The organism is Nocardia yamanashiensis NBRC 100130 (genome assembly GCF_001613325.1).
GTDB classification, from domain to species: Bacteria; Actinomycetota; Actinomycetes; order Mycobacteriales; family Mycobacteriaceae; genus Nocardia; species Nocardia yamanashiensis.
Map to the genome: position 1 here is coordinate 256737 of NZ_BDCD01000014.1, position 20420 is coordinate 277156.

Below are 20420 nucleotides of genomic sequence, written 5' to 3' on the forward strand. Positions count from 1 at the left end.
TCCGCGCGTTCGCCGACTTCGAACCGCCACGATCCACCCTCGCCACGACCGACCATGTGCCTATGGCACGCATCCTGTCGACTCCACCAGTCGTCCCCTCCGGCACCATCGCCCGCCGTCCACAACCAACCCTCCCCGCCGAAGGCCTTCTCCTGCTCCGCCCTTGGCAACCCGCCGACGCACCCGACTTCCTCTCCGCATACCAAGACGCCGAAACCCGCCGCTGGCACACACACCGCCCCGCCACCGAAAGCCAAGTCCTGGAATGGTTCGAGTCGTACCGCGAGAACTGGCAACAGGAGAAGAGTGCCCACTGGGCGGTCACCAGCATCAACAACGAAGTACGCGGCCGAGTCGCCCTCCGCGGCCTGAACTTCGACGACGGCATCGCCACCGTCGCCTACTGGGTACTCCCGCACGCCCGCGGCACAGGTGTCGCCTCGCACGCCCTGTCCGCCCTCACCAGATGGGCCCTCGGCGAAATCGGCTTCCACCGCCTCGAATTGGACCACTCGACCCGAAACCACGCCTCCTGCCGCGTCGCCATGAAATCCGGGTACCGCCTGGAGGGCACCAAACGCAGCGCTGCCGTCCACGACGACGGCCGACACGACATGCATCTCCACGCCCACATTCGAGACGACAGAAGCCCACGGCCAGACCCCCGGATCCACGCGGGACAAGCGGATAATTAAGGCGCACAACAATCTCGGCAGATATAGGCTCCCGCAGCGTGGACGTCTATCTGCTAAGGCACATCCATCACGCCCAGCCGCCGGACGGGTCACCGGCACGACACGTCGATGATGACGGAGATCTCGACTGGGACGAACAACGCGACGACATCAAGCTCCTGGGCGTCTATTCCACCGAGCAACTCGCCCAGGAACGCATCCGTGAAGCGCGGAACCGACCCGGCTTCATCGATGAACCCGATTGTTTTCAGATCGCAAGGTACGAAGTCGACAAGGACGAGTGGACATCGGGCTACTTCACATACCACTACTGATCAGGGACGACGAATTACAGGCGTTGCCTACCCGTATTCCACTGACAGGCAACGCCTATCGATGGTCAGCTGCCCGCAGTGACCAGGTTGTCGTCGATGAGGTGCAGGCGGCGGGCGAGGTCTGAGGCGAAGATCCGTTCGGGGTCGACGGCGTCGCGGATTCGACGCCATTCCTCGAGCCGCGGATACATCGTGCGGATCAATTCCGGGCTGGTGCGGGAGTCCTTGGCGAAGTACAGGCGGCCACCGGCATCGAGCACCCGCTCATCCAGGCGCGCGCAGAATTCCCCCAGACCTGGCTTGAGTGGAAAATCCAGGCTGAGCATATAGCCGGGATGCGGCCATGACAGCGGAGCCGGGTTGGCGGCCCCCATACGTTTGAAGACGTTCAGGAATGACCGGTGCCCGGAATGCGCGATGGCGCGGACCGCGGACGCAAGCTGCTGTTCGGCGCCGAACGGCATGGAGAACTGATATTGCAGGAATCCGCGGCGTCCGTAGGCGCGGTTCCATTCACCGAGCAGATCCAGCGGGTGATAGAACTGCGTCAGGTTCTGAATCCTGCCGCGCGCCTGACGCGGATACACCCGGTGGGCGGCTTCGGCGGCGATGCGGGTGGTGAGGTTGTTGACCATGCCGTTGGGGAAGACATCGGGCACGGTGAGCAGTTGGGGCGCATCGAATTTCAGCGGGTTGCGCCGGAGTTTGGGTGGCAGTTGATCCAGGGTGGCCAGGGAGCCGCGGCTGAAGCCGGCGCGACCGAGTTTCGAGTCGGTGCTGATGGTGTCGGGTACCGACATCGAGTATTCGTAGCCGTCGTCGGAGCCGCCGGTGAGCAGCTCCATGGTTTCGGCGAGGTTGTCGGTGCGGTCGTTGTCGACGATGAAGTACGCGGTTTCGGTGTGCTTCATCCGAACCCGGGCGCGCACGATGATGCCGGTCAGGCCCATGCCGCCGACGGTGGCCCAGAACAGATCCGCGTCGGCGCCCTCGGGTGCGAGAGTGCGCAGCGCGCCGTCTGCGGTGAGCAAGTCCATCGACACGACGTGGTTGCCGAAACTGCCGTGCGAGTGATGGTTCTTGCCGTGGATATCGGAGGCGATCGCGCCGCCCACGGTGACCTGACGGGTACCTGGCAGCACCGGAACCCACAGGCCATGGGGCAGAACTGTTTTCATGAGCGTGTCGAGGCTGACGCCGGCGTCGAGATCGACAATGCCGGTATCGGGATCGATGTGGTGGATTCGACCGAACGCGGTCATGTCGACGACCAGCCCGCCACCATTCTGAGCGGGGTCACCGTAACTGCGCCCGAGTCCGCGGGCGATGACCCCGCGCGGTCCGGCGGTACTCACTGCCTCGGCGACCACGTCGAGGTCAGGAGTGGAAAGTACCTGCGCCACAGACGATGCGGTACGCCCCCACCCCGACAGCCGACGTCGATCGATCACAGATCCCCCTTGAATGAAATTCACTTCGCTACAGTAGCCGCGCACTCGAGCCATACATCCGGATCGGTCGCCCACAGGTGGTGGCCGACGCCGGGCACCTCCTCGAAGCGCCCGCGTGGGACGAGGGCGGCGAGTTGTTGTAGGGGCCAGGAGGGGCGGATGTCGTGTTGCAGGGCGATGAATGTCATCGGGACGGGTGTGTCGGCCAGTTTGCGGAACAGGGTGGGCTCGTGGATCCAGTGCACGAACGATGCGTTCAATGCGGCGTGGACTTCTGGTGACCAGTCGATTTCGAGGTCGGACTCGCGGTGCCGTCCGGAGGAGTATTCCTGGGACCAGGTGCGGTCCTTGTGCAGCCCGTGGCCGGCGATGCCGACCACGGATCGGACGTGTTCGGGATGGTCCAGGGCGTAGCGTACCGCCAAGTCCGATCCCCAGGAGTGACCGAGCACAACCCAGCTGTCGACTCCCGCGGCCCGGCGAATTACCTCGAGATCGGCGATGGCTTGGGCGATTTCGTGTGGCCCACCCTGCGAGCGGCCCACTCCCCTGGGCTCCGGGTACCAGGCGCGCATCCCGCGCGGTGCCAGACGATCATCTTCGAGATAGTTGACACAGCCTGGCCCGCCGGACAGCACAACGACATCCGGGCCGGATCCGACCACGCCGACATGCAGCAGCGTTCCGTCGTCGGCAGCCACCATCATCGATCGCATTCCACCCCTGATGTTTTGACCCGAATCAGTATGGTTCAGCTCGCCGGTGATATTCAGTCCGGTAAGTGGTTGGGAGAGTTGGGGACTGGGATTTCGAAGGTCCAGGGGCCGGGGAGGGCGGGGCGGGCGGCGGCTTGGGTGTGGAGGTGGAGGAAGTCGGTGCGGGGTAGGGCGGTGGCGCCCAGGGAGGCGAGGTGGGGGGAGGTGACTTGGCAGTCGATGAGGGGGAAGTCCCAGGCGGTCAGTTGGGCGCAGAGCCAGTAGAGGGCGATTTTCGAGGTGTCGCGGGCGCGGGAGAACATGGATTCGCCGGCGAAGGAGCGGCCGCGGGCTACGCCGTAGAGGCCGCCGACCAGGTTGCCGGCGCGCCATACTTCGACCGAGTGGGCGTGGCCGAGGTGGTGCAGGTGCAGGTAGGCCTGCATCATGTCGGAGCCGATCCAGGTGCCGCCTTCCTCGTCGCGGGGTGCGGCGCAGTGCGAGATCACTTCGGCGAAGGCCTGATCCATGGTGACGGCGTAGTCGGCGGCGGCGACGGATCGGCGGTGGGACTTGGTGACTCGCAGGGCGGTCGGGAGCAGGACGCTGCGGGGGTCGGGGCAGAACCATTGGATGATCTCGCCGGGGTTGTACCAAGGGAAGATGCCCGCCGAATAGGCGGTCAGCAGTCGTTGCGGCGACAGATCACCGCCGAGGGCGACCAGTCCGGTCGGGTCCGCGAGTTCGACGGGTGGGAAAGGCTGGTCCGGATCGACCAGGAACATTCGCATCAGGTCGGTATCGTCGATCACCGGATCGACCTTACCGACCCGATCGAGTGATGATCGGAGCCACTCGGCGCCCCTGACAACGGGCCTACTCGGGTCCCGGCTCGGCGGGGTGCAACCCGCTCACGATCTCGTCGGCGAGCAGCAGGCTGGCCAGACCGTGAGCGTGCTTCTCGCGGCGCACGAGCGAAACTATGTTGTTGCTGAAGGCATCTCGCACCGGCCGGAAGACTAGGCGGCCGTCGCGTAGTTCCTCGGCGATGTCGAACTCGCTGAGGAAGGCGATGGCGTCGCCGGAGGTCGCGAGGCGCTTCATCGTCTCGATGGAATTGGTGTGAAAGGCCGGGTGAACCTCGAGTCCGGCCTTACTGAAGGCTTCCGCGACGATGCCGTGGATCACCATGGACCGGTCGGCGAAGATCAGCGGGTAGGGGGTGCAGTGCGCGAGCGGGATCGTGTCCATATGAGCCAGCGGATGATGCTGGGAGACAACGACTCCCAGCTTGGTGTTCATCTGCCAGCAGACCTCGATCTGATTCGAGGAAGGGACATTGAATGCGAGCCCCAGATCGGCTTCGCTGTTCTCCACCGCGCGCAGGACTTCGAGAGTCGTCATGGTGCGGATCGAGATACGGACCTGCGGATGCCGGAAATGGAAGGCCGCGGCGGCATTGGCGACGACACCGCTGGCGAGGCCGGTCATGGTGGCGATCACGACCTCACCGTGGCCGAGCGCGTGCAGATCGCGGATATCGGCGACCGTCTCGCGGTACTGCTGCAGGGTTCGCCGGATGTGTGCCAGTAGCGCTTCCCCGGCCGGAGTAGGCCGCATGCCCCGGGGCAGCCGCTCGAACAGGGGTTGATCGAGTTCGGCTTCCAGCAGCAGGATCTGGCGGTTGATGGCCGAGGGCGCGACATGCAGTTTGGCGCCGGCGGCGCGAATCGACCCCAGCCGCGCCACCTCGTCGATGTAATGCAGCATTCGCGAGTGGAGCATCGTGTTACCTCCCAGACATACCGTTCGAAAAAAGAGTACAGGTTGCGCGAAAACGAATGCTTGTCAGCAACGGTCGGGATCGAGTTCTATCAGTGCCAGGTCGAGCAGCTGCCGAAATCAGCCTCTACCTGCAAGTACATGAGCTCCGAGGTGAGGATCCGCCATGCCCGCATTCGTGTCGCCGACCGACACTCAATTCGATACCGCCACAGCGGTTTCCGCTCAGGACGAGCATGTCCGGACGATCTTCGGCATTCTCGAGGGCGAACGGGAAGCCGATCTGCTGCTGCGCAATCTCAATATTCTCGATGTGCACACCGAATCGGTTTATCCGGGGTCGCTGCTGGTGCACGGGCAGCGCATCATCGCCTTGAATCCGGACGAGTCCATCGTGCGGTTTCGCGAATCCTTCGACGGTGAGGGGCTTTACGCGATTCCGGGGCTGATCGACGCGCATCTGCATTTCGAATCCCAGCTGGCGCATCCGGCGGCATTCGGTGAGGCGATCGTGCCCAGTGGAACGACCACGGTGTTCGGCGAAACCCTCGACTTCGCCAGCGCGGCCGGCGATGAGGCCGTGGATGCGGCGAAAGCGCTGTTCACCGACCACGAAAGACTCCCCTACCGGCTGTATGCGTTCGCGCCGGGCAAGAAGACCTCGACCGAGGTGACCGAGGCGATGCTGGGCATGGATCCGGTGATCGGGCTGGGTGAGCTCGCGCATCTGTCGTATATGACCGGCAATGCCGACGACTTCCGCAAATCGGCGCTGGGACGGGCGAATGCGGGGGTGGTGAACTGCCACTGGGGTGTGACGGCGCTGTCGGACACGCTGCTCAACTACATGCCCGCGATCGGCGTCGACAACAATCACGATGTGTGGAACGAGGACGATATCGAGAAGAGCGTCCGCTACGGGTTGAACACGCAGATCAAGTTCGGCGTCGGTAGTCCCGAAGTCATTCGAACCATGTTGCGCGCCATCGTGAAACGGCGCTGGCCGGCCGAGAATTTCCAGCTCTGCGCCGACAATATCTCGGTGGATCGGGTGCTGCGGCTGGGGCATATCGACTGGGTGATCTCGCTGGCGATCGAGATGGGGATGCCGCCCATTCAGGCCATCAAGATGGGGACGTTGTACACCGCGCGTTCCTTTCACAAGGACCGCGATCTCGGCTCGCTGAGCCCGGGACGATTCGCCGATATCGTGCTGACCGACAGCCTGTCGAAAATCAATCCCCGATATGTGTTCAAGGGTGGGCAGCTGGTTGCCAAGGACCGCAAGCTGATCGAGGCGGTCGGCATCGACTATTCGGCGCTGGCGAAGCGACCGCGGCCCGGCCTCGCGGGATTGCGCGCCGAACAGCTCGAGCTCACCCCGATCGAGAACTCGGCTGATGGCGCACAGGCGAAAGTGCTGCTTTTCGACGTGTACGGCCGCGGTCATCTCAAATTCGCGCAGGAGATCTGGGTGCCGTTGCGGGACGGGGTGGTCGTCCCCGAATACGAAGGGGTGCGGTTGAACCGGATCTCCGTCGTGCAGCGGTACGCCGACGGTGAGCGGCACATCGTCAACGGGTTGTTCAAGGGCGTGTCGATCGAGGAGGGTGCGGTCTCCACGTTCTGGCCCGCGCCCTCGGCGTACTTCGTGGTCGTGGGCACCGACAGCATCGAGATGCGCGATAACCTCGCCGAGCTCGACGCGCTGGTGGGCGGCTGCGTCGTGACCGCCGGCGGGGAGGTGAAAGCCGTACTGCCTCTGGACTTCTACGGCGTGATGGCCGATATGAACCTGACCCAGCTCGTCGATGCCACCCGTGCGATCGACGATGCGCTGGCGAAGCTCGGCAACCGGAACGAAGGCGAACCGGTGGTCAACAAACTCCTCACCCTGTTCATTTCGCTGGACCGATTCGGGTTCATGAAATAGCGGTCGAGACCTCCCACACCCCAGAGCAATTCGTCGCGAAAGGAAATGCGACCATCATGCTGCACGACAACGACACGGGAGTCGACACCGGAAACAGGGTGCGCCGCTGGATCACCTACATCGCCGGAATCTACGTTCTCACCCTGGGTTTGAGCCTGGCCATCCGCGCGGGAATCGGCATCTCCCCGCAAAGCAGCCTCACCCGCACCATGACATTGGTTTTCCCGGGCCTCACCCAGGGCAATTTCAATCTCATCCTCGAACTCATCATGCTGGTCCTGACCTTCCTGGTCTGGCCCCGCGCCTTCAAGACCGGCCACCTGCTCTCGATCGTCCCCGCCCTGGTCCTGGCATTCCTGCTCGATTTCAATCTCGCGGTGACGCGCTGGATTCACATCGGCCCGTACCCGGCGAAAGTCGTGCTGCTCATATTCGCCGACGCCATGCTGGCATTCGGCCTGTTCCTGATGATCCGCGCGAACCTGGTCCTCATGCCGATCGACCTGTTCGTCAACACCATCCAGCGCAAGACCGGATGGAAATGGGGAAACATCAAAACCGTCTTCGACTGCACCCTGCTCGCACTCTCGGCGACCATCGGACTGACGTTGCTCGGCGCACCCCATTTCATCCGTGAAGGCACGATCATCAATGCGGTGCTGGTCGGGCAGTACGTGAAGCTGTATTTCTTCCTGCACGCGAAGTTCACGGCACGGAAGGCGACGTCGGCCGCCGTGACCGAATAGGGCGAGACAGGGGCCAGCTCGTCACTCGAACGGGTGGCCCCATCCCACGGTATCGGCGAGAAAGGCGTCAGGCCGAGGTGCCGAGCGGCGGGTGCTCGAGCACCCGGGGCCGGTACTCGACCAGCTGGATGCGGTCATCGAAAGTGCGGTGATCGATCATCTCCAGCGCAACATCCGGATAGCCGTCGTAGATGCGTTCCGCGCCCGTGGCACCGGTGATCACCGGGAACATCACCACCCGGAATCGGTCGACGAGTCCGGCTCGGAGCAGGGACCTGCACAGGCTCAGGCTGCCGATCGTGGTGAGCAGCCCCGAGCCGGTCGATTTCATGGCGCGGACCGCTTCGACGGCGTCCTCCCGCACCAGTGTGGAGTTGGCCCACGTCAGCGGGCCCTCGAGCGAGGAGGAGAACACCACCTTGGCCGCTTTCGTGAGCCCGTCGACGGACGCTTCTTCCTCGGGCCTGAATTCGTCCTGCCCCGCGGGGACGTCGCCGGCGGCGAACCCCGACATCAACCGGTAGGTGTTCGCTCCCATCAGATGGGTGGCCTCGGGCTGTTCGCCGAGCCACGCGAGATACTCCGGGCCCTCGAGTCCCCAAAACCCTGGCCATCCCTCACCTGACGCGTAGCCGTCGAGCGAGGTGATGAAGTCGACGAGAAGTTCCGACATAGCGATGTCCTTTCCTCGGGTGTCACAAGCTTTGACCGGACGAGAGCCGCAAACTCATCGGACGCGCCGTACGGTTAGCCGATCCATCCGCGTATCTCCAGGACGGCTGCGGAGCGAGCTGTGGCCGTTGCTCGGTAGACAGATGGTTGCCCGGATGGGCGAGTGGTGAAAGGCGGTGTGTTGGTGACTTCCCCGGGGCCGGGTGTCGAGATGCTGCAGGAGGTTGTCGATGTGCTCACGGTCGAGTTTTCGACCAAGCTTCCGCTCAGCCTCCGCTTCAGCAAATTCGGCGGGATCGGCCAAGGTCGGATGACCGTCACCGACGGCGGCACGCCGGTACGGATGTCGTTCCCTGGCAACGTCTTCGAGCTGCTGATCGAACTCAAGGCGGTCATGGCTCAGCCGGATACCGGGACATGGATAACAGTCGAGCTGGAAATCTCGGCCGACGGTCGAGCTGCGACACGCTTCGACTACATCACTGAGATTTCATGGTCTGGTGGCAAGCCGGAAGCCCGGGATTACGTGCTCGAGCTCGAGCGCTATCCGAGAGAACCAGGCGCAGTTCCTGCGTGGTGGCAGCATGCTTTGGATAATCCGGTGCCCGACTGGGAGCCCTCGCTGGAGTACATCGCCCGAATGGACGCTCTCTTCCAAAGCCGTCCGCTCGAAGATCCCTGATGTCGCGGCCGGGCTGCCACCGCACGGTTGGTGCGTCTATTTGCCCAGCCCGCAGGCATTATCGTGCATTGTCTCCGGGTGCGTGGTTCGGCGACGGCTTCAGACGAGTGGGTTCGCCTGTCCGGTTTCCAGTCCATTGCCAGGGTGCAGTGAGGGACCCAGTTCCCTGGCCGGTAGTGATCCCACAATCCGGCGCTGCCGGACGCGATGGCTGCGCGCAGTGCCGCGTGAGTGTTCAGGAGTGCGGCATTGCTGGTCACCCCGAGGAACAGGACGGCCGCTTCGCCCGGGAAGGTGCCGAGTACAGGCATTGTCAGCTCGGTCCCGGGAGTCTGTTCGAGGAGACTGCGTGCACGATCGTCCACCTCGAATTGCTCTGCTACGGCGAGCGTGACTTGTGGGCGGTGCCGCCGGTGTGACCTTGTGGCCAAGCTCTGCAGACCGGCGTCTTCCAGACGGTTCCACAGTTCCCGAACGGCAGCGTCTCCCACCGAATCGAGGAAGAGTTCCAATGCGTATGTCACGATCTCGATCATCGCAGGCATGGTCCGGGGTCATGCCGGTCGCGATTGCCGGTCGGCGGCAGGCGAATTCGCGTGGATGGATAATGGCGAGTTCGGTCGACACCACTTCAGCTCAGCCTGTTGACCTTCGCCCGCCCTCGCTGCCCGGCTCGGTCAGCGGACCACGCGGTATCACGGCGCGCCGGAAGTTCGGGGCCATAGAGGCGGGATTCGAACCCGCGCCCTCCCACGTGTCGTGTCGGTGATCTACCGCTGATCTACTCCATGGCCGTCAGCGAGTCTACAGTGCGCGTGCGCGGCCGAGATGAACACGGGCCGTTCAACTTCCGGCTACCAGCTGAGCCGGTTTCGAACGAGCGGTCGGCGGCAGTCCGTGTTCCAATCGGCGAGTTTGGTCTGCCGACCACGGTGTCAGACGTCTTCTGACTCATCCACCAGTCGCTGATGGACCGGGTCGGTGAAGGTCAGCAAGACGGTTTGCGCGCTGATCTCGAGGGAGATCACCACATTAGGAAGATCCCAGCCGACCTCGACTTCGGACCCTGTGCTGTTGCGGTTCGGCCTGCCTAACTCAGTGACGATCGGTCCGGACAGCGCAGCGAAGCAGTCGAGCATTGCTTTGGCGACGTCGGCGTGGCGCACCGTGGGAAGGTCCGGGTCGGGAGCGGTGTCACTGACGCAGACACTGATCGATCGCACCGAATCGCAGGAGGCGAAGAGGTACGAAACAGGTTCGTTGACAGCCATATTGGTTGCGATCGTGTCGGGTAGCTGGTTGCTGTCGGGGACCTGCCAGCACAGCGACGAACCGAATCGCCTCAGGTCGCCGATGGTCCAGGTCCAGTCAAAATTCTCAGCGGCACGGACGAGCGCGAGTGCTCCCGGGATGTCGGGGTGCACATCGACCGGTGTCCAGGCTTTGCTGTGCCGGAGTGCCTGCGAGGCAGGGGATGCCGCTGCGCGCGCCCACTCCGGACGATGAGGTTCCAATCCGAGTGCGGTGATGTCGGGGACGGCGGGCGAGTCGCGGATTCCTGTCTCTACGCGGAACAGTGAAGGGGTCTCAAACCGCAGGACGTCACGCAATGCCTGCACTACCTTCTCGGCGACGGCATCGTAGATCTTCGGCGGTGCGGGCCATCCAATGGTCATGTGCCAGTTGGAGTATGCCCCCGACGGCGGTGTCCACCCTTGACCGGTCAGCGTCGCCGAGTCCCCGGCACCTAGTCGATGAACAGCGTCCGCGCCGGTATCGGGCAGGACGTCGAACCACAGGTGATCACGCATAACGACGAACTGCGCGCCACCGTTGTTGCCACTATGAAGGAGCAGGTAACCGGTATCGGGCAACCGGGACAGCGTCAACGACAAACCCGCCGAGAACTTCGCCCACCCGTCGGCATCGTCGGCCAGCACTCCCATTCCTTCCCCCGGCAAAGGCACCGTTTCCTCGGTGAGGGATCCGACCATACTGCCGCGCCGTTCGGACCGCATGCTCCGTCCCACTACACTTCCGAAACTCGGTATTTGCGTGCACGCGCCGGCCGAGTCCGCGGTGGTTCCGAACGCGCGGGTCGCGGCGTTACAGTGCACCGTAATCGGCTGGAATGATCATTCGGAGGGTATCCTGATCGACTCGGGAGAAGTGGACAAGTCGAAGGTAGCCAGTGGTAGGGGATGGCCCGTCGCGGTCATGAGCAGCCTCGGTTTGTGGGTGTACCTGCCCGTCGAGGGTTCACGAGTGTGGTCGCCGGTTTCCGTGCAGACGTCGAGGTCGACGTGGTTCAGGAACACGACCGTCGCAGTGGCTGCGGCCCGGGCGTGTTCTTTGCTGTTCGGCCACGAGCGGACCGCTTGTCCGTCGCCATGATCGGTGAACCCGTGTGCGTTGAGGTAGGCGCTGGTGTGTTCGGAAGTCCGTGCGTAGAGCCGGATCTCGGCGAGGGAGAGTTCGAGGCGGGCGTATCGGTGTGGTGTCTGCTCGGGGGCGGAGAATTCCACTCGAAGGTTGTCGGGTCCGGGGCCTAGCGCGCGCATGGCGAGGTGGACATCTTCCAGTAGGTCGGTCAGGACACCGCGAAGGTGGCGGGGCGTGTAGATCGTCCAGACCCTCCTCCAGACCGTCGTGTTGCCCGGCGTCGTTGCCTTGCCAGGTGTGGTGAATCGTGTAATCGTCTGCGCTGGTTCGCTTCTGATCGCCCTCGTCGGTGAGGTACCGATCGTCCTCGCCCAGCAAATCCAGGTAGCTGCTGTCCTGATATTTCCACGCGTGCCATCGGTCATCGGCGTCGGATTCCGCGGAACAGACCTCCAAAGACAGTCTCCCCGTGTCGCCGAGTATCAGCTTGCGAATCGCGTCGTTGTCGGGGAACGCCCACCACGCTTGTAGATCGCCTCGTCCGCAATAGAACGAGGGCGTGCCCCACTCCTGTATCGCGAGGTCGAGGTAGGGCCGGAATTGCTCGGGACCGATGTCGGCAATATCGATGGTCAGGGTGACCCACCGTCCGCCGCCGAAGAACGGGAGCCGCGACGCCGTCTTGCCGTAGGGGTCCTCGTCTTCGAATAGCCAGCCGCCGGAGGGGATCCCGGGCACAGTGACATCACGTCCGCTCACCCGCCAGCCCAGCCTTCGGATTGCCTTCTTGACCTGTCCGCGCTTGCAGTCCCCGAAGTCAGCGGTGCGCAGGCCGGATAGAACCTCGGTGAAGCAGAGATCAGTCACAGAATTCACACTGGGCGACAGTAGCGCCCTAGGTCCGTTGGCTGGTTACTGCCTTCGTCAGCGTCCGGTTACAACCAGACGCTGGATGTACTCGACTTCCTATCCTCGGCATGTCCGTGCTCTCGCCGGCCGAGCCCGCGGCCGGTTCCGAACGGCCTTGTAAGCGGCTAGTAGTGAGTTTCATGGGCGTTGATGACTTCCGTGCCTGGGTTCAAGCATCGGCTGGTGAACCTGAGCGCATCTCGACACCAACCGACAGGGGCTTCATCCGTGTGCGCGAATGTCGGCGCTGTTGGAACAGATGCGGGTCTTAGCGTCCTGCCGCGCCCGCCCACTGGTGACCGCTTGTCATGCTCAACCCCTAAGCTACTGCGGCACAACCGATACGACCGTAGGAGAGTCCTTGTCCGAGCACCCCCGCCAGCAGCTCGCACCGCTGCCCCGCTCGGCGGAGTTCGCCCTGATTTCAACAGCTGTGCTGCTGGCCCCGGATGAGAACTGGGCATCTCACCTCGTCCAGATGGTCACTGACGCGCTGAACGACCCTGATGAATTCAAACAGGAACATCGCAACTGGCTCGACGAACGTCCGTGCACCCCTCTCGAACTCGCGCGTGAAGCGCTCATCGTCTCCCTGGGCGGAGGTATGTGGGGCCGGGAGGCGTACCTGGCCGCGTGCGATCACAAAGACGGTGCCGTCGACGTCTTCGACCGGTTGCGCTACGTGTCCCGCAACTGGAAGAACCCGTTGGACCTGGATCCCACCAGCCTTGGATTCTCTGAGCCTGCCGAGGTTGACGGTGATAGCTACGTGCGCGAAGCGGCCGGGAGATGCTATGCGGTCGGTCTGGCGCTGTTTCGCTTGTGGCGAGGTGACAGTTACGACTTGGGCTTCGTACGAGCCGACCGTAGCGCTCTGCTACTGATCGACGCGGCCGCCGCCGGCTTCACCTACGAGGCGGACCACTTTTTCGAGATCGTGAAACACAGGTAGCGAGCTCGCCAGTTGTCAGATGCAGACATCCGGCCGATCTCGGATCGCCACGGCCGGTTGATCTTCCGCAGCACCACGCTGGCCGATTCGGTCAGTGCGACCAGCGGCATGACAGTGCGTTGCTCATGTGATGGGATCACAGTCGCGAGAAGGGAAGCCAGTGTTCAGTGAAGCCGACCATCGAAATGCTGTGGCCGAACAGCAACAGGAGCTAATGCAGAGGATCGTCGATGAGGTGGTCGGTGTTGTCGGCACGAACACCGAACCGCTGAACTGGACGCAGATGGAGCTGGCCTGGACGGTGGAGGACGGGAGGGCACTCGAAGTCGAGATCGGCATCACCACCACTGACGGTCCGTTTCTGGGCTGGCTGGACTTGCCTGTCGGAGTCCCACACGCATTGCGGGAGCTGTGGCAGTGGTCGCCGATGGCCGGACTCGGGACGTGGTCCACTCTTCGCCTGCTCATCCAGCCCGGGCGTGAGTTCACCACGCAGTTCGGGTATGACCCGGTGGAATCAAGTCGCTATCTCTACACCGATGCAGATCCGAAACCGCACCTCTACCCGCGGGAGAAGCGCGCGGAGTGGATTCAGGATCTCCTGCCGGAAGCCCGGCGGCACACGGACCGGTATCGCCCGCCCAACTGGGGGCCATTTGCTTCCGGTTGGAGCAGCCCGGCAAAGGATTTCGCTCCGGACGAATCTGGCATGCGGTATTTCAAGGTCACCAAGCCGAGCACGGAGAACGACGAAGGGTACGAGATCCTCAGCGAGGTCGACGACGAAGGATTCGAGTCTCGGAAGGTCCAGAAGTTCCGCGACGGCCGCACAGAGTGTGCCGGTGGGTTCGTCCAGACCGATCGCACGTGGCTGGATGACGACCTCGTCGATCTCGCAACGTTGTCAGCGGATCCGAATGTCATTGCAGCCGAGATTACTCCGTCGCAGTTCCAAGCAGAATGGCTGGCCAGCGGCGGCTGGTAACAGGCTGCCTGAGGTTGTTCGCGAATCTATATCCGACATTCGGCATGAGGGTGCGTTCGCTGGCGGGCACCGCAGCCGTCCTGAACCGAGCGATCAGCGGCATGATGGTGCGTTGGGCCGACCGTGGCTTGGCCGTTCCGAACGGTCTTGTAAGTGTCTGAGGATGGACTGTTGCATCAGACCGGGTTGGTTGCCCGGAACGGGTGGCTCCGCAGTCGTGTTGCGCCGCTAGGCTCCCGGGTTGTCGTGGCATTCTGACAGGCGGGAATTGGGTATGGCTGAGACTGATTCCGAACTCGCAGTGCTGTGCACTGTGGCAGAACTGTTGGCGCCCGGCGAGCCGCGGGTGGCCGAGGCGGTCCGTGAGGAGGTCCGAGGGCAGGGTGTCGACGGTTGGGGTGTGCTTGTCGAAGCGTTGACCGGAGCTGTTGACGGTATCGAACGTATGGCGGTCATCGCAGCCAAGGATTACCCCAATTCGGTACGGCGGCAGGTGGAGTCGTTGGCGGCATACCCTACGGCGCTGTCCTGGGATTGGTGCTCGTCGTTCGACCGTGAGCATGCCGACGATCATCCTGCGGACTACATGGAAGCGTTCCTCGAGGAGGTCGGCGAGCACGCGGTCACCGCTGGAGTCGTGCTGGCGACGCTGGAGGCGGGTGCGTACTACTTGGTCTTCGTGACGTCCAGTCAGTACGACAAGCTTGCGCGGCAGCTGGCCACCATCGGCAGGCGCGCCGAGGTTGTTCGACGTGGCTGCTGGACGAATCAAGGCCCGGGTGCAGCGGCTGCCATCCGCACATGGGCCAGAACGCAGGGGCGCAAGGTTTCCGTGCGAGGACGACTCGAGCCATCTTGAACTCGTTACGCGGATCTGAGATTGGCGTCGTCCGCCGACCTTTCGATCGGGTGCGCCGAACTGGTGACACGCTTGGACGTCCCAGGCCGGATGGGCAGTACGGGAGGATAACCACACGGCGCAGCTGTCTCGGACGCTGTTTTGCCGTCGGGATGGGCTGCGGCTATATTCCCGAATCCGGGGAGGAGATCCACTCTCTCCGGTTTACGGGATGGGAATCAATGACGATCAGCAAATTCGCGGCGACAGCGCTGTTTTCGGTTGCCGCGACCACGGCTCTCGCCGGCACCGCGCAGGCGGCGCCGGGGGAAAGCCAGCCGGTGGTGGCGAATGCCGCGCCGAGCGTGGAGGGTGTGCAGGCGGCTGCTCCGGTCGCGTTGACGGCGGAGCAGGCGCAGTACTGCAAGACCGCGATCATCAACGGGATGATCGGGATGGCTACCGGTTCGGCGGTTGGGCTGGTGACCGGTTCCGGTATCGGTGCGGCGCCCGGGGCGATCATCGGCAGTCTCTTGGGTGCTGAGTTCCCGGCGGGGCCGATGCCTGGCCCGAATTCGAGTACCGGCAGCGCGCTTGCGCCCGAATCCCCTGCGGGCGTGCCCGTGCTCTACCGGTGCGGCGGAATTTTCGCTTTCTTCCAGTAGTGCGTCCGGTCGCCGACCTGTGCCCGATGAGGGTGGTGGGTCGGCGTTTCGGCGTCCGCCTCGGTCATGCGGTACACGAACTCGCCGGATACGGTGACAGTCTCAGGCGTGACGGCCCCCGAGGGACCATCATGACAATGCTGTCGTAGTCCGGCGCTAACTTGGCCGTGTGACTAGGTTCGTGGACTTCAATCTCAAGCTGGCAGTTATCGAGGAACTCATGTACGGGGAGTCGCCCAAGCTTGCGCCGTGGTCCCTCGCAGACGCGTTGAAAGCCAAGGGATTCGATGGTGATCTCTGGCAGTACTCCGCCGATAACTATTGGGACCAGGTCGTGCCGGAGGCGCAGGAGTACTTCGAGAGCCTTGAGCTTTCCGCTGAACTCCTCGACGGGGTCGAACAGCTCGTCTTCGACGGAGCCTGCCAGGTCTATTTCGAATGCTGCCCGCACTGGGACGGGGAGGGTGAGCAGTTCGACGTCGTCAGCCTCGACGACCTCTACCGCCTCCCGAATCTCGAGCGCATCCTGGGCGCGGAATTGCTTGCACCCCAACTCCAAGCAGACCTGCGTGCCCGGGGCATCGAGCTGATTGACTAGCCACATCGCCATGGGCGCGCCCCGGCGCGATGTCGGTGCGATCGGCTACAAATCGATGCACGGCAGAGCGTTTCGGCAAGAGGATTAAGGGTGGACGAGCAGAGCTCGGTGAACAGCGGGCTGGGCACTCCCGGGAGGCGACAAGGGAATCGCTACGAGAGGCCCGAGGTTCTCTTCGCGACCAGGTGATGGGATCGGTGTGGGAGCCGCACGATTCCGAAGCCTGCTGTCAGGCTCGGTGGCGTCCGTGGAGGCGGTGCAGGTTGCACACGGGGATGCGGTGGAAGATGCGGTCGCGGGTGGTGAAGACCGACTGGGCTGCTGCGTTTTTCGGGGCGGGGTCGGAGAGGGCGTAGCCGGCGGCGGCGGTGAGCGCTGACCAGGACGCCAGGGCGAGGAAGAGCACGGTGAGCATCGCTGTCGGCTCCGATGTGTGGTCAGCGGTGGTAGCGGGCGCGGGTGGAGAGGGTGCGGCGGCCGCGGTCGGTGATTTCCCAGCTGGCGATGCCGGCGCGGCGGCGGCCGGTGATGAGGCCGCGGGCGGAGAGTTTCGAGACCGCGCTGCGGGTGCGCCACAGGGTCAGCCGGGAGGATTGGGCGAGGGCGGGGATGGCGAGCAGGCCGCCGGGGGCGAGGGAATCGAGGACGGCGATTTGGGCTTGGTCGAGCCTGGAGTTGGTCATGCGGAAACGATGAAGGGCAAGAGGCGGACGAGGGTGCGGGCGTGTCGACCTGGGAGAATTGGCGAAAATCCGCAGGTCGCTTCTCATGTGGGTCCTACGCTTCTCTCGGAGTGAGAAAAACTATTCGACCTGATGAGAGGGCAGGCGATGGGGGACGGGGCAGCGGCGGACAGCGATACCACTTTTCCGAGACGGCAGCTCGGCAAGTTGCTACGAGACGCCCGGAACGCCACGGGGATGAATCTGGAACAGGCCGCTGCGCTCGTGCAGTGGAGTCGGCCGACCTTGAGCCGCCTCGAGCGGGGTGAGACCGAAAAAGTCAGGGTGACCGATGTTTTGGCACTGTGCGAGGTCTATGGGGTCGGTTCCGAGGCCGTGGCGGTCGCGCGTGGGCTCGCGGAGCAGGTACCGGCCAAGTCGTGGTGGCACGCCTACAGCGATCTGATCCCCGCGTGGGCCAACCTGTATGTCGGGTTGGAGCCCAGCGCAACAAATTTGGCCGTATTCCAGCCGCTCATCGTGCACGGACTCCTGCAGACCCGCGACTACGCCCGATCGTTGGATCGCCTCTACTTCAGCAATGACACCGAGCCCGAAATCGAACGGCGTGTGCAGAGCCGCGTGCAGCGGCAACACATTCTGATGCGATCCCGCCAGCCGACGGAGCTCGGTATCGTCCTGCACGAGAACGTCCTTCGCACAGTTGTGGGCAGCGCTCGCGTGATGGCAGCCCAATGCCGCCACCTGGCGGACATGTCGACCCGCGACAATGTCGAGGTGCGGATCATGCCGTTCCACGCCGGACTCCCCCTCGGTACCGCTGTACCACCGTTCACCATCATGGATTTCGCGCGTGACGCACCCGGTAATCAGGTGGTAGAACCGAGCCAGGTGTACTGCGAGGGCTATGCGGGAAGCGCCTACCTCGAAAAGCGAACGGACGTCGAGACATTCCGCGTGGCGTTCCAGCGGCTGCAACAGGCCAGCCTGGATGTACGGCCGAGCCGCGACCTGATCAGAGAGATTGCAAGGAGGCACGACAGTGAACGCTGACCTGTACGACGCCGATTGGTTCAAATCCAGCCACAGCTCCGCGGGCGGCGAATGCGTGGAGGTCGCCTTCCTCTCCGGCGAAGCGGTAGGCGTACGTGATTCGAAGAATCCCACCGGCCCGGCGCTGATCTTCGCCGCGAGCGCGTGGGATGCCTTCACGACCGGAGTGAAGCTCGGGACATTTCATCCCTAGGTCAACCCGGCCCACACGGTGTTCGGACCTCCTTGTGTCCGCACCACATGACAGTCAGGGGATGATCGTGCCGATCGATCTGCGCGGTGCGCGATGGTTCAAATCCAGCCATAGCTCGGCCGGCCAGGATTGTGTCGAGGTTGCCTTCCTGTCGGACGGTGCGGTCGGAGTACGTGATTCGAAGAATCCGATCGGCCCGGTGCACATATTCGCCGCGAGCGAGTGGGATGTGCTGATCGCGGCCGTTGAGCACGGGGTGTTCCGACCCTGAGCTGACGGACGTGTGTCGCGCGTCCGTGCGAATGCGGGTGTTCACGCCTCAGCCGATTGCGGCCGCGGTTGCGGGGTGGCGGGTGGGTGGGTGCGGTGGGCTTGGGAGAGGCGGGCGGCGCCTAGGGAGAGGGCGGTGATGAGGATCAGGGAGCAGGCCAGGACTATGAGGCAGGCGGTGGTGTAGAGCCAGGCGGGGCGGTCGAAGGTGCGTTCTCGTTGCAGGACTGTGACTTCGGAGACGAAGGGGCGGGTGAAGTCGGTGAGGGCGGGGACGGCGTGGGCGTCGATGGCGGGGTCGTCGGGGAGGTAGAGGGGCAGGGAGGTGAGGGTGCGGCCGTCGTGCAGGCGCAGGACGGTTTTCCAGGTGCCGGCGGCGGGGACGGGGGTGGTGGTGCGGTAGTGGCCGGGGGCGGTTCGGGTGAGTTGGTCGATGACGAGGCCGCGGCTGGGGCTGGCCGAGCCGGTGCCGCCTTGCCAGCTGAGGATTTGGAGCCATTCGGGGTCGGCGGAGACGGTGTCGGCGGGGGCGATGGCGATGTCGGCGGTGACCATGCGGGTGTCGCCGACGGGTGGGGCGTCGGTCAATCGCACTGTGGCCGTGGTGTTTTCGGGGACGGTGACGTGCAGGCCGTCGGCGATGCAGGCGGCGGCGATCAGGACGGCCGCGAGGACGATGCCGCGGCGCAGTGCGGGCCGGGGCAGGGCGTCACCGCGCAGGACGATTGCGAGCAGGGCGCCGACCAGGCCGCCGGCCACGCCCGCGGGGATCGCCAGGAGCAGCGCTTCCGGCCACATCGAAGCCGGCCAGGGATCGGCGAACATCGCTGTCACCCAGAGACTTTCGAGCCAGAGCCCGGCGGTGGCGGCGGCCAGGCCGGTGAGGGCGCCCCACCAGATCGGTGTGCGCAGCAATGGCAGCAGGCCCATCGCTTCGACGACGATCGCGATGCCGAGGTAGAGCGGGAACACATTGTGCGGGGCGCCCAGGATCGGGCCGACCAGGACGGCGATGATCCAGCGCACCAGCAGGGCGAAGACCGTGGCGATGAGGGCGCCGCCGCGGCCGAGGGTGTAGCGGGCGGCGACGAGGGCGATGGTGCCGGCGATTGTGATGAGCAGGGGGTGGAAGAGGAGGCGGAATTGCGGGACGCCGAAATCGAATTCGACCTGGAAGACCGACAGGCCGATCAGCAGGCCGCCGAAGGCGAAGCTGCGGGCCAGCCACAGCCAGCGGCCGTCGGTGCGGGCCGGGTCGGGGCGGTCCAGGCGGCCTTCGAATTCCAGGAGCAGGACCGCGACCAGCGACAGGCCCGCGCCGCCGATCAGCATGAGATGGGTTGGCCCCCAGAGGGTGACGTCCTGGCCGAACAGGCGATGCCAGATGTCGTCGAGGGGGAAGCCGGTGAGCGCGTACAGCCCGCACGCCGCCATGAGGACGCCGCCGACCGGGGCGTACCAAGTGCGGGTGATGCGGATGGCGGCCGGGCCGGGCTTCTCGTCCAGGGGCAGCAGGATGGCCAGCATGCCCGCCACGAACAGGAAGAACAGCCCGATCATGATGAAGTAGTGGGCGGGGTTGGCCAGCGGGCCTTCGTCGCGGCCGCGCCCGATGTGCAGGCTCACGTCCCAGATGAAGCCGAACATGGCGGTGAGGATGGTGGTGATGAAGACCGCCAGCGGCAGGGCCACCCAGCCGGGGCGGTTGGCCCAGCGGCCGAGGCGGTCGGCGGCGTTGCCGAGCCAGCCGATGCGGCGGGTGCGGTGCAGGTAGCCGAGGGTGCCGACCGCCGCCGCGATCACCAGGGCCGAACCGGTAAGTATCGCAACCTGATCCAGTGCGGCGCCGCCGCCTTCGGAACCGTCGGCGAGCATCGTGATGTCAGGACTCATCGGCAGAACTTTCTCTGTAACCCAACGTC

At 64.3% G+C, this 20420-nt stretch carries 23 protein-coding genes, 1 tRNA gene and 1 pseudogene; 13 read left to right on the forward strand and 12 right to left on the reverse strand.

Features of this window, described 5'->3' with window-relative positions; all coding sequences use genetic code 11:
- Nucleotides 1–62: 62 nt before the first annotated feature.
- A complete protein-coding gene (locus NY1_RS15835; protein ID WP_067713130.1) occupies nt 63–695 on the forward strand; it encodes a GNAT family N-acetyltransferase in 633 nt (210 codons plus the stop codon).
- 38 nt (nt 696–733) lie between these two features.
- Nucleotides 734–1009: a DUF7336 domain-containing protein gene (locus NY1_RS15840; RefSeq protein WP_067713132.1), complete on the forward strand. Its 276-nt coding sequence runs from the start codon at nt 734–736 to the stop codon at nt 1007–1009.
- Nucleotides 1010–1074: 65 nt separating this feature from the next.
- On the opposite strand, the gene dprE1 is transcribed toward NY1_RS15840, so the two are convergent.
- From dprE1 to NY1_RS15860, 4 genes are all read right to left on the reverse strand, one after another.
- Complete coding sequence (gene dprE1 / locus NY1_RS15845) at nt 1075–2460, reverse strand: decaprenylphosphoryl-beta-D-ribose oxidase (RefSeq protein WP_501193562.1); 1386 nt, start codon at nt 2458–2460, stop codon at nt 1075–1077.
- A 20-nt stretch (nt 2461–2480) separates the two neighbouring features.
- A complete protein-coding gene (locus NY1_RS15850; RefSeq protein WP_233434348.1) occupies nt 2481–3167 on the reverse strand; it encodes an alpha/beta fold hydrolase in 687 nt (228 codons plus the stop codon).
- 62 nt (nt 3168–3229) lie between these two features.
- Entirely contained in the window at nt 3230–3967 is a 738-nt protein-coding gene (gene aat / locus NY1_RS15855; RefSeq protein ID WP_233434349.1) for a leucyl/phenylalanyl-tRNA--protein transferase, read from the reverse strand.
- A gap of 64 nt (nt 3968–4031) precedes the next feature.
- Nucleotides 4032–4940, reverse strand: coding sequence for a LysR family transcriptional regulator (locus NY1_RS15860; RefSeq protein WP_067713140.1), 909 nt, complete (start codon nt 4938–4940; stop codon nt 4032–4034).
- 163 nt (nt 4941–5103) lie between these two features.
- On the opposite strand from NY1_RS15860, the gene NY1_RS15865 reads away from it, so the two are divergent.
- The gene (locus NY1_RS15865) at nt 5104–6870 is read left to right on the forward strand and encodes an adenine deaminase C-terminal domain-containing protein (protein WP_067713142.1); all 1767 of its coding nucleotides are present in this window, start codon (nt 5104–5106) and stop codon (nt 6868–6870) included.
- A 56-nt stretch (nt 6871–6926) separates the two neighbouring features.
- Nucleotides 6927–7616, forward strand: coding sequence for a YczE/YyaS/YitT family protein (locus NY1_RS15870; protein WP_067713145.1), 690 nt, complete (start codon nt 6927–6929; stop codon nt 7614–7616).
- Between the two features lie 67 nt (nt 7617–7683).
- Here NY1_RS15870 and NY1_RS15875 read toward each other — a convergent pair whose 3' ends face one another.
- A complete protein-coding gene (locus NY1_RS15875) occupies nt 7684–8289 on the reverse strand; it encodes a dihydrofolate reductase family protein (protein WP_067713148.1) in 606 nt (201 codons plus the stop codon).
- A 210-nt stretch (nt 8290–8499) separates the two neighbouring features.
- On the opposite strand from NY1_RS15875, the gene NY1_RS44555 reads away from it, so the two are divergent.
- Nucleotides 8500–8970 carry a hypothetical protein gene (locus tag NY1_RS44555; RefSeq protein ID WP_233434350.1) on the forward strand — a complete coding sequence of 157 codons (471 nt, stop codon included), beginning with the start codon at nt 8500–8502 and terminating at the stop codon, nt 8968–8970.
- Between the two features lie 125 nt (nt 8971–9095).
- Here the strand turns inward: NY1_RS44555 and NY1_RS45400 are convergent.
- The 4 genes and pseudogenes from NY1_RS45400 to NY1_RS42950 all read right to left on the reverse strand — a co-directional run.
- A pseudogene (locus NY1_RS45400) lies at nt 9096–9515 on the reverse strand (2'-5' RNA ligase family protein); the annotation flags it as partial.
- A gap of 174 nt (nt 9516–9689) precedes the next feature.
- Nucleotides 9690–9761: transfer RNA gene (locus tag NY1_RS15890), tRNA-OTHER, on the reverse strand.
- Between the two features lie 144 nt (nt 9762–9905).
- Complete coding sequence (locus NY1_RS15895; protein WP_157762263.1) at nt 9906–10910, reverse strand: DUF6301 family protein; 1005 nt, start codon at nt 10908–10910, stop codon at nt 9906–9908.
- A gap of 195 nt (nt 10911–11105) precedes the next feature.
- Nucleotides 11106–11777, reverse strand: a complete 672-nt coding sequence (locus tag NY1_RS42950) for a hypothetical protein (RefSeq protein ID WP_157762264.1) — start codon at nt 11775–11777, stop codon at nt 11106–11108.
- An 845-nt stretch (nt 11778–12622) separates the two neighbouring features.
- On the opposite strand from NY1_RS42950, the gene NY1_RS15905 reads away from it, so the two are divergent.
- The 5 genes from NY1_RS15905 (at nt 12623) to NY1_RS15925 (ending at nt 16299) form a co-directional block, all read left to right on the forward strand.
- Nucleotides 12623–13213, forward strand: coding sequence for a DUF6630 family protein (locus tag NY1_RS15905; RefSeq protein ID WP_067713164.1), 591 nt, complete (start codon nt 12623–12625; stop codon nt 13211–13213).
- A gap of 160 nt (nt 13214–13373) precedes the next feature.
- On the forward strand, nt 13374–14198 hold the full coding sequence (locus NY1_RS15910) for a DUF6881 domain-containing protein (RefSeq protein WP_157762265.1): 825 nt from the start codon (nt 13374–13376) through the stop codon (nt 14196–14198).
- Nucleotides 14199–14472: 274 nt separating this feature from the next.
- Nucleotides 14473–15057: a DUF6630 family protein gene (locus NY1_RS15915; protein ID WP_157762266.1), complete on the forward strand. Its 585-nt coding sequence runs from the start codon at nt 14473–14475 to the stop codon at nt 15055–15057.
- A 152-nt stretch (nt 15058–15209) separates the two neighbouring features.
- Entirely contained in the window at nt 15210–15701 is a 492-nt protein-coding gene (locus NY1_RS15920; RefSeq protein ID WP_067713172.1) for a hypothetical protein, read from the forward strand.
- A 169-nt stretch (nt 15702–15870) separates the two neighbouring features.
- Nucleotides 15871–16299: a DUF6892 domain-containing protein gene (locus NY1_RS15925; RefSeq protein WP_084535007.1), complete on the forward strand. Its 429-nt coding sequence runs from the start codon at nt 15871–15873 to the stop codon at nt 16297–16299.
- 229 nt (nt 16300–16528) lie between these two features.
- On the opposite strand, the gene NY1_RS42955 is transcribed toward NY1_RS15925, so the two are convergent.
- Entirely contained in the window at nt 16529–16714 is a 186-nt protein-coding gene (locus tag NY1_RS42955; protein ID WP_067713175.1) for a hypothetical protein, read from the reverse strand.
- A 22-nt stretch (nt 16715–16736) separates the two neighbouring features.
- Nucleotides 16737–16982: a hypothetical protein gene (locus tag NY1_RS42960; RefSeq protein ID WP_067713179.1), complete on the reverse strand. Its 246-nt coding sequence runs from the start codon at nt 16980–16982 to the stop codon at nt 16737–16739.
- 147 nt (nt 16983–17129) lie between these two features.
- Here NY1_RS42960 and NY1_RS15940 point away from each other — a divergent pair, with 147 nt between their 5' ends.
- From NY1_RS15940 to NY1_RS15950, 3 genes are all read left to right on the forward strand, one after another.
- The gene (locus NY1_RS15940) at nt 17130–18035 is read left to right on the forward strand and encodes a helix-turn-helix domain-containing protein (protein ID WP_067713628.1); all 906 of its coding nucleotides are present in this window, start codon (nt 17130–17132) and stop codon (nt 18033–18035) included.
- On the forward strand, nt 18025–18228 hold the full coding sequence (locus NY1_RS15945) for a DUF397 domain-containing protein (protein WP_067713182.1): 204 nt from the start codon (nt 18025–18027) through the stop codon (nt 18226–18228). The genes NY1_RS15940 and NY1_RS15945 overlap by 11 nt, the downstream gene beginning before the upstream one ends.
- Before the next feature lie 61 nt (nt 18229–18289).
- Nucleotides 18290–18499 carry a DUF397 domain-containing protein gene (locus NY1_RS15950; protein WP_067713184.1) on the forward strand — a complete coding sequence of 70 codons (210 nt, stop codon included), beginning with the start codon at nt 18290–18292 and terminating at the stop codon, nt 18497–18499.
- A 41-nt stretch (nt 18500–18540) separates the two neighbouring features.
- Here NY1_RS15950 and NY1_RS15955 read toward each other — a convergent pair whose 3' ends face one another.
- Nucleotides 18541–20391, reverse strand: a complete 1851-nt coding sequence (locus NY1_RS15955; RefSeq protein WP_084535010.1) for a hypothetical protein — start codon at nt 20389–20391, stop codon at nt 18541–18543.
- Nucleotides 20392–20420: the final 29 nt, after the last annotated feature.

Excerpts from the sequence above, each read along its gene's own strand:
- NY1_RS44555 (WP_233434350.1), top strand. The coding sequence starts at position 8,500 with ATGCTGCAGGAGGTTGTCGATGTGCTCACGGTCGAGTTTTCGACCAAG.
- NY1_RS15860 (WP_067713140.1), bottom strand. The coding sequence starts at position 4,940 with ATGCTCCACTCGCGAATGCTGCATTACATCGACGAGGTGGCGCGGCTG.
- NY1_RS15950 (WP_067713184.1), top strand. The coding sequence starts at position 18,290 with ATGATCGTGCCGATCGATCTGCGCGGTGCGCGATGGTTCAAATCCAGC.
- NY1_RS15875 (WP_067713148.1), bottom strand. The coding sequence starts at position 8,289 with ATGTCGGAACTTCTCGTCGACTTCATCACCTCGCTCGACGGCTACGCG.
- NY1_RS42960 (WP_067713179.1), bottom strand. The coding sequence starts at position 16,982 with ATGACCAACTCCAGGCTCGACCAAGCCCAAATCGCCGTCCTCGATTCC.
- NY1_RS15915 (WP_157762266.1), top strand. The coding sequence starts at position 14,473 with ATGGCTGAGACTGATTCCGAACTCGCAGTGCTGTGCACTGTGGCAGAA.
- NY1_RS15870 (WP_067713145.1), top strand. The coding sequence starts at position 6,927 with ATGCTGCACGACAACGACACGGGAGTCGACACCGGAAACAGGGTGCGC.
- NY1_RS15940 (WP_067713628.1), top strand. The coding sequence starts at position 17,130 with ATGGGGGACGGGGCAGCGGCGGACAGCGATACCACTTTTCCGAGACGG.
- NY1_RS42955 (WP_067713175.1), bottom strand. The coding sequence starts at position 16,714 with ATGCTCACCGTGCTCTTCCTCGCCCTGGCGTCCTGGTCAGCGCTCACC.
- NY1_RS15835 (WP_067713130.1), top strand. The coding sequence starts at position 63 with ATGGCACGCATCCTGTCGACTCCACCAGTCGTCCCCTCCGGCACCATC.
- NY1_RS15920 (WP_067713172.1), top strand. The coding sequence starts at position 15,210 with ATGGGCTGCGGCTATATTCCCGAATCCGGGGAGGAGATCCACTCTCTC.
- NY1_RS42950 (WP_157762264.1), bottom strand. The coding sequence starts at position 11,777 with ATGACCGATGGCACGCGTGGAAATATCAGGACAGCAGCTACCTGGATT.
- NY1_RS15850 (WP_233434348.1), bottom strand. The coding sequence starts at position 3,167 with ATGATGGTGGCTGCCGACGACGGAACGCTGCTGCATGTCGGCGTGGTC.
- NY1_RS15955 (WP_084535010.1), bottom strand. The coding sequence starts at position 20,391 with ATGAGTCCTGACATCACGATGCTCGCCGACGGTTCCGAAGGCGGCGGC.
- NY1_RS15865 (WP_067713142.1), top strand. The coding sequence starts at position 5,104 with ATGCCCGCATTCGTGTCGCCGACCGACACTCAATTCGATACCGCCACA.